Origin of the sequence: Palleronia rufa (assembly GCF_000743715.1) — a bacterium.
Classification (GTDB): Bacteria; Pseudomonadota; Alphaproteobacteria; order Rhodobacterales; family Rhodobacteraceae; genus Palleronia; species Palleronia rufa.
In genome coordinates, this window is sequence record NZ_JQEY01000001.1 from 409,509 (window position 1) to 424,038 (window position 14,530).

The following is a 14,530-nucleotide window of genomic DNA, read 5'->3' on the forward strand; positions in this document are numbered from 1 at the left end:
TCCGGCGGGGAAAAATCGATGGCGCGCTGCCCTTGCCTGCGCGCCCGAATCCGGCTCAGGTCCGGGGCGGAGGCCCCATGGACATTCGCCAACTCACCTATTTCGTCGCGATTTCCGAAGAGGGATCGCTGTCCGCGGCCTCCCAGCGCCTTCGGGTGGCACAGCCGTCGCTGTCCCAGCAGGTGCGGAAGATGGAGCAGGAGCTGGGCGTCACGCTGCTGGAGCGATCGTCCCGCGGGGTGGCGCTGACGGAACCCGGTACGATGCTTCTGGACCACGCCCGCCGGATCCTGGAGGCGGTCGCCGCGGCCAGGGAGTCGGTGCGCCAGGCCGGCGGAAAACCAGTGGGACCGGTCAGCTTCGGACTGCCCTCCTCCGTGTCGATGGTCCTGTCCGTTCCCCTGGCCGAGACCGTGCGCCATGAGCTGCCCGACGTGCGGCTGCGCGCGATAGAGGCGATGAGCGGCTTCATCCAGGACTGGCTCACAGACCAGTCGATCGACATGGGGATGCTCTACGACGTGTCCGCGGTACGCCATCTCAGCCATCGCCCGCTGGTGACGGAGACGCTCAGCTTCTTCTCGGCCCCCGACGCCTGGCCCTTCGACACGACGCCGGGCGATCCGGTGCCGATGCGGGCGCTGGAAACCGTGGATCTGATCCTGCCATCCAAAAGTCACGGTTTGCGCGCTCTCATCGACCGCTTCGCCAGGACGCAGGGCCTGCGTCTGAACGTGGTGGTCGAGATGGACGCGCTGGCGCAGATCAAGACGCTGGTGGCCAGGGGCAGCGGACATACCATCCTGGCCCCCGCCGCCGCAATCGACCGGGTCGAGAGGGGCGAGTTGGTGATGGCCCCGGTCGTGGAGCCGGCGATCAGCCGGACCATCTACCTGGTGCGACACCCCGCGCGGCCCCAGACCCTGGCCGCAAGATCGGTCGAGAAACTGACCGTCCATGTGATCCGCGATCTGGTGCGCCGCGGCATCTGGAGCGCCGAGGAGATCTGACTCGCCGCTGGCGGGCCGGCGTTTTGCCGGCGCGCACTCAGCGGGACCGGTCCGCGCCGGTTCGCCATCCGGAACGACATGGCCGGCGACGTCCCGTATGCTAGGTTCTGCCAAGCCCCTCCCGTGTTCGGAGCCGCCCGCCATGTCCCAACCGCGCTCTGCCCTCTCCGTCCTGCTGGATTTGCTCGGAGACGAGTTGCGGGATGTCATCGACATCGGCTGCGGCGCCGGCGCGCTTGAGGCTCCGCTGACACACGCCGGGAAGCGGTGGCAGGGTATCGACCCGCAGCCGGCCCCGGCGGCCGGCCCCTCCCGCCGCCAGGGCAGGGCCGAGTCTCTGCCCTGGCCGGACGACAGCTTCGACGCGGCGATCTTCGTCAATTCGCTGCACCATGTTCCGCCCGCCGCCATGGCCGATGCGCTGCGTGAGGCCGCCCGCGTGACCCGCCCCCACGGCTGCGTTATCGTTGTCGAACCCAAGGCGCATGGCGATCTGTCCCAAGTGATCGCGGTCGTGGATGACGAGACCGCAATCCGTACCGCCGCCCGCGATGCCGTGCGGACCAGCGACGCGCTGACCCTGATCGACACGTTCGGCTACGACCGCATCGAACGCTTCGCGGCCTTCGACGCCTTTCTCGCATCTCTCACCGCCGCGGACCCGGCCCGCGCCGAGCGCGCCCGCCGTCGCGGTGCCGATCTGCGCGCCCGGTTCGACCGCCTTGGGCACGAAGGTCCCGGCGGTATCGGGCTGGATCAGCCCATGGAAGTTCACGTCCTGGCGCCGGCTTCCGGCCCCACCCCATAGGCCGAACCTATCCCGTACCCATAGACATCCTATTTGCACCTTCCGCGCGGGCACGGGATGCTGGCGGCGCCAACATGGAGGATGCGATGTCGGATCTCAGCGGGCTGACGGTCGTCTCGGTCGAACATGCGGTCGCGGCCCCCTATGCGTCCGTGAAGCTGGCCGATGCCGGCGCGCGGGTCATCAAGGTGGAGCGGCCGGAGGGCGATTTCGCCCGCGGCTACGACAGTCTGGCGAAGGGCAACAGCGCCTATTTCGTCTGGCTGAACCGGGGAAAGGAGTCGATCGCGCTGGATCTCAAGAACGACGGCGACGCGGCGCTTCTGTCCCGGATGATCGAGGGCGCGGACGTCCTGATACAGAATCTCGGCCCCGGTGTGCTGGACCGTTTGGGTTTTCCCGCCGAGGAGCTGCGCCGCACCCATCCGCGACTCATCATCTGCACGATTTCCGGCTACGGCTCGGAGGGGCCGCGCGCCCAGCAGAAGGCCTACGACCTGCTGATCCAGGCCGAATCGGGTCTCTGCGCCATCAACGGAACGCCGGAAGGGCACGCCCGGGTCGGCGTGTCGGTCTGCGACATCGCCGCGGGAATGACCGCCTATCAGGCGATCCTGGAGGCGCTGATCGGGCGCGGCATAACCGGAGAGGGTCGGATCATCGAAGTGTCGCTCTATCATGCCATGGCCGACTGGATGAACGTGCCGTATCTGCAGCACCGCTACGGGGGCAAGACGCCCGGCCGGCAAGGGCTTCGGCATCCCACCATCGCCCCCTACGGCGCCTTCGACTGCGCCGACGGCAAGGTGCTCCTCCTGTCCATTCAGAACGACCGCGAATTCGCCGGGCTTTGCGCGCTCTTCGGTGAGCCGGAGGCGGCGGAGCGGCCCGAGTTTCGGACGAACAACGCGCGCGTGGAAAACCGCGCGGCGACCGATGCCTTCGTCGGTGCGCACCTTGCCAGACGCGGGCGAGAAGAGAATATCGACCTGCTGCAATCGGCGCGTATCGCCATCGGACGGCTGTCGGACCTGCAGGACGTGGTCGAGCATCCGCAGAACCGGTTCATCGAGGTGCCGACAGCCAACGGCCCGGTCGAGTTGCTGGCCCCCGGCGCCATCGTCCGGGACCGCGATGCGACGGCGTGCGGCGGCGTCCCGGAGCTGGACCAGCACGGCGCGGCCTTGCGCGCCGAGTTCGCGTAGGGCGTGTTGACGTTCATCGCGGCCTGACGCGTGTCTCGGCGGTGGAGATGAACGTGCTGGAACTGTCTCCTGTGGTGGAGCAGCGCGTGGCGATGGCCCTGTATTCCTTCACCTTTCCAAAGGAGTTTTCAATCGGATGCCACCGTTTTCAGGGGTCTCGGTCGAATTCGTCCGGGAGATCCCCGCGCCGGTCAGCGCATGGCGCAGTCGATTGGCGTCGCAGGCGCGATCCGCGAGGAAACGGCGACGGGACAGCCCGTCGGATCGGGGCTGCCGCGCCGGCGATCGAGTGGAGGCCGATCATATCGCCGAGCGCGCCGGTCAGAGCCGTGATGGTCATGCCGCCGCGAGAACCTCCGATGGCCCGGCTCTGAGTCCTCCTTTGGCACGCTGAGCGTGGCGGTGGACCTTGACGATACCGCCGTCGATCATGGCATGTTCGACGTCGGCATCCTGGGCCAACATCCTGAACATACAATGGAATGCGCCAGATTTCACCCCCGTGGAACCGTTTGAGGACCGCGTTCCGTTTTCCGGACTCCTCCGGCGGATCGCGCCATGGGCCGCCGATCCGGGCACTCCAGAGCACGGCCTGCGCGAAAACCGGGGAACAGGGCCGATGCAGCCGGGGTCGCAATCCCGGCCAGGACAGTGCGGTCGGCATCGCGTGTCGGTCAACGTCGCGCGGATGAAGGCTGCTGCCCATCCGGCAACCTCGAATGGCTCAGCACCCGAGGTGGAGATCCTCACACGTCAACAGGGCCGGTCGGCGGACGGCAATCGAAAGAGGGGGGAGCCCTGGGGTTTTTGTTGCAGAAAGGCCGTCTGAGGCGTGAGTGTCCCTTTCCCGTTCGGGTTCAGGCCACGCGGACGACCTCGGCGGTGCCGAGCGCGTTGAAGCGATTGATAAGGGCGACACGGATGTGGATTTCGGCGGTCTGGCGGTCTGGGTCTCTCGCGGCGATGCGCTCGCCGAAGGCCTTCAGGCATCGCATCTTGGCCTCCACGCGGCTTCGGGCGTGGTATCCGGTCCACCGCTTCCAAAACGCCCGACCGTAGTGACGCGTGGCGCGCAGGGTTTCGTTGCGTGCCTTGGCAGCCGGACAGTCCTCCTTCCAAGCCCGACCGTTCCTTCGGATGGGTATGATTGCCGTGCCACCGCGTGCGATGACGGCGCCGTGGCAGCGGCGGGTGTCGTAGGCGCCGTCCGCGGTCACGGTGCCGATGTCTTCGTCTTCGGGGATCTGGCCCAACAGGTCCGGCAGGACGGGGCTGTCGCCTTCCCGGCTGTGGGTGAACTCGACGGCCAGGATATCCGAGGTGGCGGTGTCCATCGCCAGATGCACCTTGCGCCATTGGCGGCGACCCTGAATGCCATGCTTCCGGGCCTGCCACTCGCCATCGCCGAGGAACTTGATGCCGGTGCTATCAACCAGCAGGTTCAGTGGCCCGCCAGCACGGCGATAGGGGATCTGAACCTTCAAGGTCTTCTGCCTACGGCACAGGGTCGAGTAGTCCGGAACGGGCCAGTCCAGCCCCGCGAGTCGCAGCAGACTGGCGACCATCCCGGCAGTCTGTCTGAGCGGCAACTTGAACAGAACCTTGATCGATAGGCAGAACTGTATCGCGGCATTCGAAAAGACCGGGGGGCGCCCCGGGCGTCCCTCATGCGGCGCGTGCCAGGTCATCTCCTTGTCCAGCCAGATCAGCAGCGACCCGCGCTTCCTGAGCGCATCGTTGTAGGTGGACCAGTTCGTCGTGCGGTAGCGGGCGGGCTTGGGCTTGCTCATGCTGCTCGTCTAAGCGCATGAATTCCCGATGTGAATCCTTTACGGCTAGAGTTCTGCAACAACGCCCGGACGAGGCGATCGGCAGCGTCACTGCAGACGGTGCCTATGATACCCGCAAATGCCACGACGCCATCGCTGACCGCGGGGCGAATGCCGTCATCCCACCCCGCAAGAACGCCAAGCCGTGGAAGACCGTCACTGCGGGTGCCGTGGCCAGAAACGAGGCCCTGCGAGCTTCGAAATATCTCGGTCGCGCGATCTGGCGAAACTGGAGCGGATACCACCGCCGAAGCCGCGTCGAAACCAAGATGCACTGCGTTAAATTGCTGGGGCAGCGCCTCATGGCGCGGGACTTCGACCGACAAGTCGCGGAAGTCCAGGTCCGCATCGCCGTCATGAACGGCTACACCGCCCTTGGCATCCCTGTCACAGAGGCCGTGGGATGAATCCGTCCGGGGAAAGGGGAATCTCGGGTATTAAAAGCTTTGTGCAACAGAGCCTCACGGATCTGGTCGCCCGTGCCAAGCGGGAGATCATCGCGCTCAGTCCCGAAAACGCACGCCCCGAGGTTCAGGCGACTACGGCGATCACGGTCGCTATCCGCAAGCTCCAGCGCCAGGGCCGCGTGCCCGGGGCAATCCCGGCACCCAGAGGGATGCTGGAATTTTGGGTGGTCCCCCAGAGTCCCGGTCGCCAGGACACCCTTGCGACCGACAAACGCCTGATCCTGTTTTGCGCAACCGCCAAGCGATCGTACTTCGCGGCAACATCGCTGCTGGACATGGGCCTGATGCACATGGCGGAGATGGACGGAGGCTTCGCCGGCTGGGCGCGGCGGGAATGGCCGACCGCGCGGGACTAGTTCAGCTGGGCGTGCAAAGGATAGCTGCCGTTCTCGATGTCGCCGAAGAAGTCGGGAAGATCGGGATGGCCGACCGGCTCACCCGAATCGTCCGGCTCCAGATTCTGCTCGGATACATAGGCGATGTAATAGCTCTGCTCGTTCTCGGCCAAGAGATGATAGTAGGGCTGGTCCTTCGCCGGGCGCGCCTCTTCGGGGATCGACAGATACCACTCTTCGGTGTTCGAAAAGGTGGGATCCACGTCGAACACGACTCCGCGGAACGGATGCTTGCGATGGCGGACGATCTGCCCGAGATGGTATCTTGCGCGCGTCTTAAGCATGGCGGCCCCCTTTCAGCAGCGGTAAAGATGGCGGACCATGCGGGATAAGTCCATGTCCGAGCCGTCAATCGCGGAAACCACGTCGTGAACTTGGCGCTCACCGTGGCGGAGGTGACAGCGCCAGTGTTCCTGCTGGCGGCGATCGGGTTCGTCTGGGTGAAAGCCGGGTTCGAGTACGAGATCGCGTTCGTCACCCGCATGTCCATGACCCTGGGCGTGCCCTGTCTGATCTTCGTGTCCCTGATGCAGACCGAGATCGATCCCGCCGCCCTCACCACCCTGTCGCTGGCCGCCGTCGCGGCCTATGGCGCCGTCACTGCCGCGATACTTGCCATAACATTGATCCTCGGGCTGGAGTTCCGCACCTACCTGGCGCCGCTGATCTTCGGAAATACGGGAAATCTGGGCCTGCCGCTGGCGCTGTTCGCCTTCGGGGATGAGGGGCTGGGCTACGCGGTGGTCGTTTTCGCGGTCATGGCGATCTATTCCTTCACCGCCGGGATCTGGATCGTGTCGGGCGGCGGATCGCTGAAGCGGGTCATCCGGGAGCCCATGGTCACTGCCACGGTGCTGGGCGCCGTGTTCCTCTGGCAGGGCTGGACCACGCCGGTATTTCTCACGAACACACTCAGCCTGATCGGCCAACTCGCGATACCGCTCATGCTCATCACCCTTGGCGTCGCGGTGGCACGTCTGAGCCCGCGCGGCCTGGTGCGCCCGATCGTGCTCTCGACCATAAAGGCCGGTGTGTGCGTGGTGATTGCCGCGGCGATCGGTCGCGCCTTCGATCTGCCACCGGTGGCGTTCGCGGTGCTCGTGATCCAGGTCGCGACACCGGTCGCCGTCACCTCCTATCTCATCGCCGAAAAATACGGCGCCGACAGTGACGCGGTGGCGGGGCTGGTCGTCGTCTCCACCGTGGCCTCCGTCGTCTATCTTCCGCTCATCCTTGGGGTCGTGATGGCCTGACCCGCGCAAGACGGTTTCTTTGCAGGCTCACGCCTGCTATCGTGTCTGCAAAACACAAAAGAAAACACGGCACATGAGCAGTATTCTACGCGCGGTCATCCTTCTGACCTTCGTCGCGTCCTGCGGCGGAACAGAAGCCACGGCCCCCAGAGACCTGGAAAATGCCTGTTCGATCGCTGACGAGCGGCCGCACTACCTGCGGGCAATGCGCAAGACCGAAAGGCGCTATGGCATCCCGATCGCGGTTCAGATGGCGACGATCCACCAGGAATCGAAGTTCATCGGCAATGCCCGGACGCCTCTGCGCTTCGCGCTGGGAGTTATTCCCATGGGCCGTCAGAGTTCGGCCTACGGTTACAGTCAGGCGCTGGACGGAACCTGGGACGAATACAAGGAGCAGACCGGCAAGCGGCGTGCCAAGCGCGACGACATAGAGGACGCAACCGATTTCATGGGCTGGTACATGGACCAGACCACGAAACGGTTGGGCATTTCACGTGGAGACGCGCGCAATCAATACCTTGCCTATCACGAAGGCCGCACCGGCTATCGCAACGGCAGCTATAATTCCAAGCCGTGGCTGATGACCGTGGCGGAGCGGGTGCAGACGCGGGCGGTGCTTTACGACGCCCAGCTTCGCGGCTGCCGCAAGATCTAGGAGCGCGACTGTACCTCCGTCGGGATGGAGAAGTAGCGCGACGGCAGCCCGTTCACCCGACGCAGATCGCCCAGTACCGTGGTCGTGCGCGCACCCTGCCCGTCCACGACGACCCACTGGCGAAGCTGGACGGGGTTGCCGGTAAACACCATCTCAAGCTTGCCGTACTGCGGGCGCTCGGGGTCTTGTGCTGTGACGATGGTCTTGTTGCCGTCCTGCCGATGACCCACGACCATCCCGGCCCGCCCCAGGTCGACGTTCTGGGCCAGGATGATCGACAGCGGCGTCTGGCTCAGCGGATACTGCTCCGGCCGGACCGAATTCGACTTTCCATCGAACACGGCCACCTGCCCACCGCCAGCCATCACCAGCATCTCCGCCGGCGGTTTGTAGTCGAACCGCAACCGGCCCGGGCGGTGGATGTAGAGCGTTCCGGTAGAGATCGTGCCGTCCGCGTTGATCTGGGTGAAGTCCGCCTGCGCGGTGGTCAGGGAATTGAGATACTGCGACAGCTGTGCCAGCGGAATTGGTGCGGCCACGGCGGGCGACGCGATCAGCGCACCGGCAGCGGCGGCGGCAAGAAAGGTTCTGCGGTCGAGCATTGTGGGCTCCGTTGATTGGCTTGGGCTTCGATATAGGCGCTCTGCCCCGGCCCGTCACCGTCATGCCATATCAGGAGCCTGTCATCGACCGGCGTCGCGGATGGAACCCTCTCCGGCGCCGGGAATTGGTCGCACGACGCGGCCAGGTTCTCTGCCGGCCGCGGGTCACACACGAAACGACAGGAGATTGGAATGCCTGAAGCATTCGTCAGCGGCTTGAACGACAACACGCGCACCAAGACGATCGACCTTCTGAACGCCCGGCTTTCGGACGTGATCTCTCTTGCCATGGCGGTCAAGCAGGCCCACTGGAACCTCAAGGGCCGGGGCTTCATCGGCGTCCATGAGCTTCTGGACGAGGTCGCGGACCGGCTGCGCGAGAGTTCCGACATGATCGCCGAGCGCGCCGTGATCCTGGGCGGCATCGCCCGCGGCACCACAGAGGTGGTGGCGGAGGAGACCACGATGACCGCCTACCCCGTGGAGGAGACCGATCTTCAGGCCCATGTCGCGGCGCTGAAGGAACGGTTCCTGGACGTCGGCGCGAAGATCCGGGCGGCGGCAGAGGAGGCCGACGACATCGGGGACTCCGATGTCGAGGATCTCTTCATCGAAGTGTCCCGGCAGATCGACAAGGACGCGTGGTTCATCGGCGCGAACGCAGCGCAGGCCTGATCGCAAAGGTTCTCCCTGGCGAACCTGTCCTTCCTTGGTTCGCCTTCCTGGCCCGGCACACCTCGTGCCGGGCTTTTTTGTGCGGTGTTTCGCGGTCAATGAACCTCGGGGACCAGCACCTCGCGCTTGCCGACGTGGTTGGCAGAGGATACGACATTCTCGTCCTCCATCTGTTCGACCAGCCTGGCCGCCTTGTTGTAGCCGATGCCCAGTTTGCGCTGGATGTAGGAGGTGGAGCACTTGCGGTCGCGCGCGACGATCTGGACCGCCTGATCGTAGAGCGCATCCTCACCGTCGGTGTTGCCGCCCGTCCCCAGTCCCAGCACGGCGTCGATGTCACCGCTCTTGTCGTCGTCCGGTCCCTGGACCACGCCGGATTTGTAGTCCGGCGGGCCGAAGGACTTGAGATAGGTCACGATGTCCTCGACCTCCTCATCGGAACAGAATGGCCCGTGAACCCGGGTGATGCGGCTGCCCCCGGCCATGTAGAGCATGTCGCCCATGCCCAGAAGCTGCTCGGCGCCCTGCTCGCCCAAGATCGTGCGGCTGTCGATCTTCGACGTTACCTGAAAAGAGATCCGCGTCGGGAAGTTCGCCTTGATCGTGCCGGTGATGACATCGACCGACGGGCGCTGCGTCGCCATGATGAGGTGGATGCCCGAGGCCCGCGCCATCTGCGCAAGACGCTGAATGCAGGCCTCGATCTCCTTGCCGGCGACCATCATCAGGTCCGCCATCTCGTCAACGACGACGACGATGAAGGGCAGGATCTCGGGCAGGATCTCCTCGGTCTCGAAGATCGGCTCGCCGGTGTCCTCGTCGAACCCGGTCTGGACCGTGCGCTCGAACAGCTCTCCCTTCGACAGGGCATCGCGCACCCGGCCGTTGTAGCCGTCGATGTTGCGCACGCCCATCTTCGACATCTTGCGGTAGCGGTCCTCCATCTCTCCGACGACCCATTTCAGCGCGACGACCGCCTTTTTCGGATCGGTCACGACCGGGGACAGGAGGTGCGGGATGCCGTCATAGACGCTGAGTTCCAGCATCTTGGGGTCGATCATGATCATGCGGCATTCCTCTGGCGTGAGCTTGTAGAGGAGCGACAGGATCATGGTGTTGATCGCCACCGACTTGCCCGAGCCGGTGGTCCCCGCGATCAGAAGGTGGGGCATCTTGGCCAGGTTGGCGACGACCGGATCGCCGCCGATGTCCTTGCCCAGCGCCAGGGGCAGGCGCTGGGTGCCGTCGCTGAAGTCGCGGCTGGCCAGGATCTCGCGCAGCACGCACATCTCGCGGTTGTCGTTGGGCAGTTCGATGCCGATGACGGAACGGCCCGGCACCGTGGAGACGCGGGCCGACAGGGCGCTCATCGACCGCGCGATATCGTCGGCCAAACCGATCACCCGGCTGGCCTTGAGGCCCGGTGCCGGTTCCAGCTCGTACATGGTGACGACCGGGCCGGGACGGACCGAAACGATCTCACCCTTCACGCCGTAATCGTCCAGCACGGTTTCCAGCATCCGTGCATTCTCTTCCAGCGCCTCGTCGGACAGCACGTGACGCTCCACGGTCTTGGGATCGGTCAGAAGCGTTAGTGGCGGGTGTTCGTATGCCGCCGGATCCCCCGCGTCGAAGGCCGGCGACGGCCGCGCATCCGCCGCGTCCCGGGCAGAGGAGACCAGTGGCCGATTCTGGACATGCTGCACCTTGGGCTTCGGCGCTTCGCGCTTGATCGCCGGCGCAACCTGTGGACCGCTTTGCGGCCCGGCTGGGGAAAGGTCCGCGCCAAACTCCGCGTCGAAATCGTCGGCATCGTACTGGGTGGCGTCGATCTCCTCAGGATAGGTGACCTCTTCACGCATCTCCTCATCCTCGTCGAGCACGCGGTCGGCGGTCGCCCGGGCCAAAATGATCGGTTGGGGTCCACGTGGGTGGCGGCGGCGCTCCCGCGCCTCCGGTTTCGGCCCGCCAGCCGTGAGCTTCGGCTGGTTGCGCGCGCGCTGCCGGATCGCGTCCGAAATCTTGGCCCGGATCCGGTCGTCCCCGGTGTCCTCTCCCACGGGGTCCCGCTCCCCGAAACCCAGGGCACCGCCGATCCGCGACAGGAAACCCGGCTCGATCTCGAAATCGGTGTCGTACCGGTCCTGCGGCCAGGCGCCGTCCGTCGGGCGAAGGGCGGCGGCGGTCTCGATTGGATCGTCTTCTTCCTCGGCCGCGCGGCGGCGTTGGTCGCGCCGGACGCGCGCATCGCCGATCCGGTTCGCCGCCTTGCGCGCACCCGCCGTCATGCCGCGTCCCCCAAAGCCCAACAGCGCGATCAGCGCGGCGTAGGACATCACCGTGCCGCGGATCAGCCAGTTGAGGATCGACTTGACCTCCACAGAGGTAAAGCCCAGCGCGAAGCCACCCGCCAGAACCGTCGCCAGCATCATCGCAGCCGCGGTCAACTTGAGGCCGAAGGCGCCCTCGACCCCCGCAAGCCCCAGAATCGTTCCCAGAGCCGTGTCCCCGAAAAGTCCGCCCAGACCGAAGCTCTGGCCCCATTCTGCATCCGGCGCGTGGGTGGACAGATAGATCGACAGCAGCGCCACGCCGATCGGCACGAAGATCGCGCGCTGCAGCGCCCGGTCAGAGCCGATGTGGAACATATACCGCCCGCCCCAGACCAGGAATGCGGCCGGCAGACCCCAGGACCCCAGCCCCGCGATGATCATCATGGGCGAGGCGATGGAAGCACCCATCCGGCCAAGGGCGTTCTGCGCCGGCTCCGACGTGGCGGCCAGCCAGGACGGATCCTCCGGCCGGTAGGTCAGCAAGGTCACCGCCAAGGCAGCCCCGAGCGCGACCAGCAGCAGTCCCACCAGTTCCTTGCCCCGCTTTTCGAGGATCGCCTGGGTGTCGCTGTCGAACAATGGGTTCCGCCCGCGAGTCTGATACGCCATTCCGGCAGTCCTCTCCGTTACCTGTAGAGACAGTCGCGAAGCTGGATCAGCCCGCGCCGCATTTCGTCTTCTTGGGCCACCAGGGCCACTCTTATGAAGTTCTCGCCCGGCGTCGCGCCATCGACCGTGCGGCTGAGGTAGGATCCCGGGAGCACCCGGACCCCGGTTTCGCGCCAGAGCCGCAGTGTGGCCACCTCGCCGTCATCGACCGGCAGCCAGAGAAAGAAGCCCGCCTCTGGCGCGGCGCAGCCGTCGATCCCGTCGAAGATCGCGTCCACCGTGTCGAACTTGGCCGCGTAGCGGAGGCGGCTTGCCTCGACATGCGCCTCATCCGCCCAGGCACGGGCGCTCACCGCCTGGATCGGACCCGGCAGGGGCGCGCCGGCGTAGTTCCGCAGCTGCTTCATCCGGGCGATGGTCCGCGGTCCGCCGGCGGCGAAGCCCGATCGCAGCCCCGGCAGGTTCGACCGCTTGGACAGGGAATGGAAGATCACCACACGCTCCGGGTCCGCCCCCATCCTGTGCGCGACCTCCAAGGCGCCCGGTGGCGGCGCGTTGCGGTAGATCTCGGAGTAGCATTCGTCCGCGAAGATGCGGAAGTCATGGCGTTCGGCCAGTTCGATCAGATCGCGCCAGTAGTCCTCTGACGCGACCGCACCCTGCGGGTTCGAGGGCGAGCAGAGATAGGCGATCGCCGTCCGGTCGAGCACCGCGGCAGGCAACGCGGCGTAGTCCGGTAGAAACCCGGTCTGGGATGTGGCCGGAACATAGCGCGGCTCTGCCCCCACCGCGAGCGCCGCCACCGCATAGACCTGATAGAACGGATTGGGCGTCAACACGACCGGGCCGCCCTCCGGGCACAGGGCGACGGCCGCATTGAACAGGCCCTCCCTCGTCCCGTTCAGGGCCAGGATCTGCGTATCCGCGTCGAGCGGGATGCCATAGCGGCGCGACACCCATCCGGCGATGGCCTGCCTGAGCGCGTCCGACCCGTCATTCGGCGGGTACCGTCCGAAATCGGCAAGGCTGTCGGCCAGGACCTGACCCACGAAGGGCGGCGGGTCGTGGCGCGGCTCCCCGATGGACATGTGCCGCACGGGGCCACCCGGCTCATGCCGGTCCAGCAGAGCGCGCAAACGCGGGAAAGCGTAGTCGGGCAGAGCCGAAAACCGCCGTGGAAATTGCATACCGAGCCTCAAGCCGGGGTCTGTCGCCCCTTTGGGTCAACTCTAGCCTCTTGCTGTCGTCGCGGTCCAGCGCAGCGCCGTCGCGATCAGGGCGGGGGGCTTGCCTGTGACTTTTACGCCAAGAGAGATTCGGCCGCGCGGCCTAGCCGCAGCAGACGCGCCTCCGACCCCGGAGGACCCAGAAGCGACAGCCCGACCGACGCGACCCCCGTCGGCACCGTCAGCGCGGCCAGACTCATCAGGTTGCCGATCCGGGTGTTGCGCAGGGTCATCAGGTTGCGCTCCACGTAGTAGTCGGGGTCGGTTTCGAGCCGGTGGAGGTTCGGCGGCAGGATCGGGCAGGTCGGAAGCAGCACGGCATCGACACCCGCCGTCGCCGCAAGATATGCCTGCCGCAGAGACTCGAGCCGTCGCCACGCAGCGACGTAGTCGGAGGCGTACACATCCCGGCCGCTGCGGAATCGCGCGCGCACCTGGGCGAACATCGCGTCCGGGTCGGCCTCGATCGTCTTCCCCCAGACGCCATAGGCCTCGGCCGCAAAGAGCGTAGCGGACAGCGGCATCGCGTCGGCCACCCCATCGACCCGCCCCCGGCAAAGTCGGGCGCCGGCGGATTCCAACCGCCTGAGCGCCGTGTCGAACCCCTCCGCGACGGCCGGCTCCAGGTCCTCCAGCGCGCTGGTCTCCAGCACCATGAACCGGCAGCCATATAGCGATGCGCCGCTCAGATCGGGCACGGACCGCCCCGCCAACAGCGCCCAGAGCTGGGCGGCATCCTCCACCGTCCGCGTCAGCGGACCGACCGTGTCGAAGCGCGGGCACAGCGGCACGACGCCACGCAGGGGGACCGACCCATGCGTGGTTTTCAGGCCCACAAGATCGTTCCATGCCGCGGGAACGCGCACGGACCCGCCGGTATCCGATCCCACCGCCGCGGCGGCGAGTCCGAAAGCCACCGACGTTGCGGCGCCAGAGGAGGATCCGCCCGACACGGCCCCGGGATCGTTGATACAGGGCGGGGTTGCGGTCGACGGGTTGAGGCCGAGGCCGGAGAAAGCAAGTTCGCTCATATGGGTCTTGCCCAGGCACACCGATCCCGCCTGGGACGCGCCCTCCAGAACCGCGGCATCGCGGGACGGGGTTCGCCCGGCCAGAAGCCGGCTGCCCGATTCCGTCGCCGTGCCCGCACTGTCGAAAAGGTCTTTCCAGGATAGGGGAACGCCGTCCAGGGGGTGACGGCGGGTTCCCGACCGCGCGCGCTCCCCCGCTGCGGCAGCCTCCGCCCGCGCGCGGTCCGGCGTGGTGCGGGCATAGATCCGCGGGGACAGATCGTGCGCCGCGATCGCGTCCAGAAACGCCTCGCACAATTCCTCCGGCACGATCCTGCCCGCCGCGATGTCACGTCCCAGGACCGCGGCGCCCCGTTTCAGCCAGTCCGTCATGGCTCCCTCACAGCTCTGGCCCGCAGCGTCAGCCGGGCGCATGGACAATGCCTGATC

13 protein-coding genes and 1 pseudogene are annotated in these 14,530 nt (G+C 66.3%); 8 read left to right on the forward strand and 6 right to left on the reverse strand.

Annotated elements, in window-relative coordinates; all coding sequences use genetic code 11:
- Positions 1-77 precede the first annotated feature (77 nt).
- The 3 genes from KW83_RS01995 to KW83_RS02005 all read left to right on the forward strand — a co-directional run bounded on the left by KW83_RS01995 (position 78) and on the right by KW83_RS02005 (position 3,023).
- On the forward strand, positions 78-1,010 hold the full coding sequence (locus KW83_RS01995; protein ID WP_036173699.1) for a LysR family transcriptional regulator: 933 nt from the start codon (positions 78-80) through the stop codon (positions 1,008-1,010).
- Between the two features lie 142 nt (positions 1,011-1,152).
- Positions 1,153-1,818, forward strand: coding sequence for a class I SAM-dependent methyltransferase (locus KW83_RS02000; protein WP_036173701.1), 666 nt, complete (start codon positions 1,153-1,155; stop codon positions 1,816-1,818).
- Between the two features lie 86 nt (positions 1,819-1,904).
- A complete protein-coding gene (locus KW83_RS02005) occupies positions 1,905-3,023 on the forward strand; it encodes a CaiB/BaiF CoA transferase family protein (protein ID WP_036174843.1) in 1,119 nt (372 codons plus the stop codon).
- An 857-nt stretch (positions 3,024-3,880) separates the two neighbouring features.
- Here the strand turns inward: KW83_RS02005 and KW83_RS02010 are convergent.
- Complete coding sequence (locus tag KW83_RS02010) at positions 3,881-4,813, reverse strand: IS5 family transposase (RefSeq protein WP_036173704.1); 933 nt, start codon at positions 4,811-4,813, stop codon at positions 3,881-3,883.
- A 50-nt stretch (positions 4,814-4,863) separates the two neighbouring features.
- Here KW83_RS02010 and KW83_RS19535 point away from each other — a divergent pair.
- Positions 4,864-5,259: pseudogene (locus tag KW83_RS19535) on the forward strand (IS5 family transposase); the annotation flags it as partial.
- Between the two features lie 41 nt (positions 5,260-5,300).
- A complete protein-coding gene (locus tag KW83_RS02020) occupies positions 5,301-5,675 on the forward strand; it encodes a rhodanese-like domain-containing protein (RefSeq protein ID WP_036174845.1) in 375 nt (124 codons plus the stop codon).
- Here KW83_RS02020 and hspQ read toward each other — a convergent pair.
- On the reverse strand, positions 5,672-5,998 hold the full coding sequence (gene hspQ, locus KW83_RS02025; RefSeq protein ID WP_036173710.1) for a heat shock protein HspQ: 327 nt from the start codon (positions 5,996-5,998) through the stop codon (positions 5,672-5,674). The genes KW83_RS02020 and hspQ overlap by 4 nt on opposite strands.
- Positions 5,999-6,082: 84 nt before the next feature.
- On the opposite strand from hspQ, the gene KW83_RS02030 reads away from it, so the two are divergent.
- Both KW83_RS02030 and KW83_RS02035 read left to right on the forward strand, forming a co-directional pair.
- Complete coding sequence (locus tag KW83_RS02030) at positions 6,083-6,967, forward strand: AEC family transporter (protein ID WP_036173713.1); 885 nt, start codon at positions 6,083-6,085, stop codon at positions 6,965-6,967.
- Positions 6,968-7,040: 73 nt separating this feature from the next.
- Positions 7,041-7,625 carry a transglycosylase SLT domain-containing protein gene (locus KW83_RS02035; protein ID WP_036173716.1) on the forward strand — a complete coding sequence of 195 codons (585 nt, stop codon included), beginning with the start codon at positions 7,041-7,043 and terminating at the stop codon, positions 7,623-7,625.
- Here KW83_RS02035 and KW83_RS02040 read toward each other — a convergent pair.
- Positions 7,622-8,227 (reverse strand): outer membrane lipoprotein carrier protein LolA, encoded by a 606-nt coding sequence (locus KW83_RS02040; RefSeq protein WP_036173719.1) that lies wholly within the window; start codon positions 8,225-8,227, stop codon positions 7,622-7,624. The two genes, KW83_RS02035 and KW83_RS02040, sit on opposite strands and share 4 nt — an antisense overlap.
- Before the next feature lie 192 nt (positions 8,228-8,419).
- Here KW83_RS02040 and dps point away from each other — a divergent pair, with 192 nt between their 5' ends.
- Positions 8,420-8,902, forward strand: coding sequence for a DNA starvation/stationary phase protection protein Dps (gene dps, locus KW83_RS02045; RefSeq protein WP_036173722.1), 483 nt, complete (start codon positions 8,420-8,422; stop codon positions 8,900-8,902).
- A 95-nt stretch (positions 8,903-8,997) separates the two neighbouring features.
- Here dps and KW83_RS02050 read toward each other — a convergent pair whose 3' ends face one another.
- The 3 genes from KW83_RS02050 to KW83_RS02060 all read right to left on the reverse strand — a co-directional run bounded on the left by KW83_RS02050 (position 8,998) and on the right by KW83_RS02060 (position 14,473).
- A complete protein-coding gene (locus KW83_RS02050) occupies positions 8,998-11,844 on the reverse strand; it encodes a DNA translocase FtsK (protein ID WP_036173725.1) in 2,847 nt (948 codons plus the stop codon).
- Between the two features lie 17 nt (positions 11,845-11,861).
- Positions 11,862-13,031 (reverse strand): aminotransferase class I/II-fold pyridoxal phosphate-dependent enzyme, encoded by a 1,170-nt coding sequence (locus KW83_RS02055; protein WP_036173728.1) that lies wholly within the window; start codon positions 13,029-13,031, stop codon positions 11,862-11,864.
- A 113-nt stretch (positions 13,032-13,144) separates the two neighbouring features.
- On the reverse strand, positions 13,145-14,473 hold the full coding sequence (locus tag KW83_RS02060) for an amidase (RefSeq protein WP_036173731.1): 1,329 nt from the start codon (positions 14,471-14,473) through the stop codon (positions 13,145-13,147).
- Positions 14,474-14,530 lie beyond the last annotated feature (57 nt).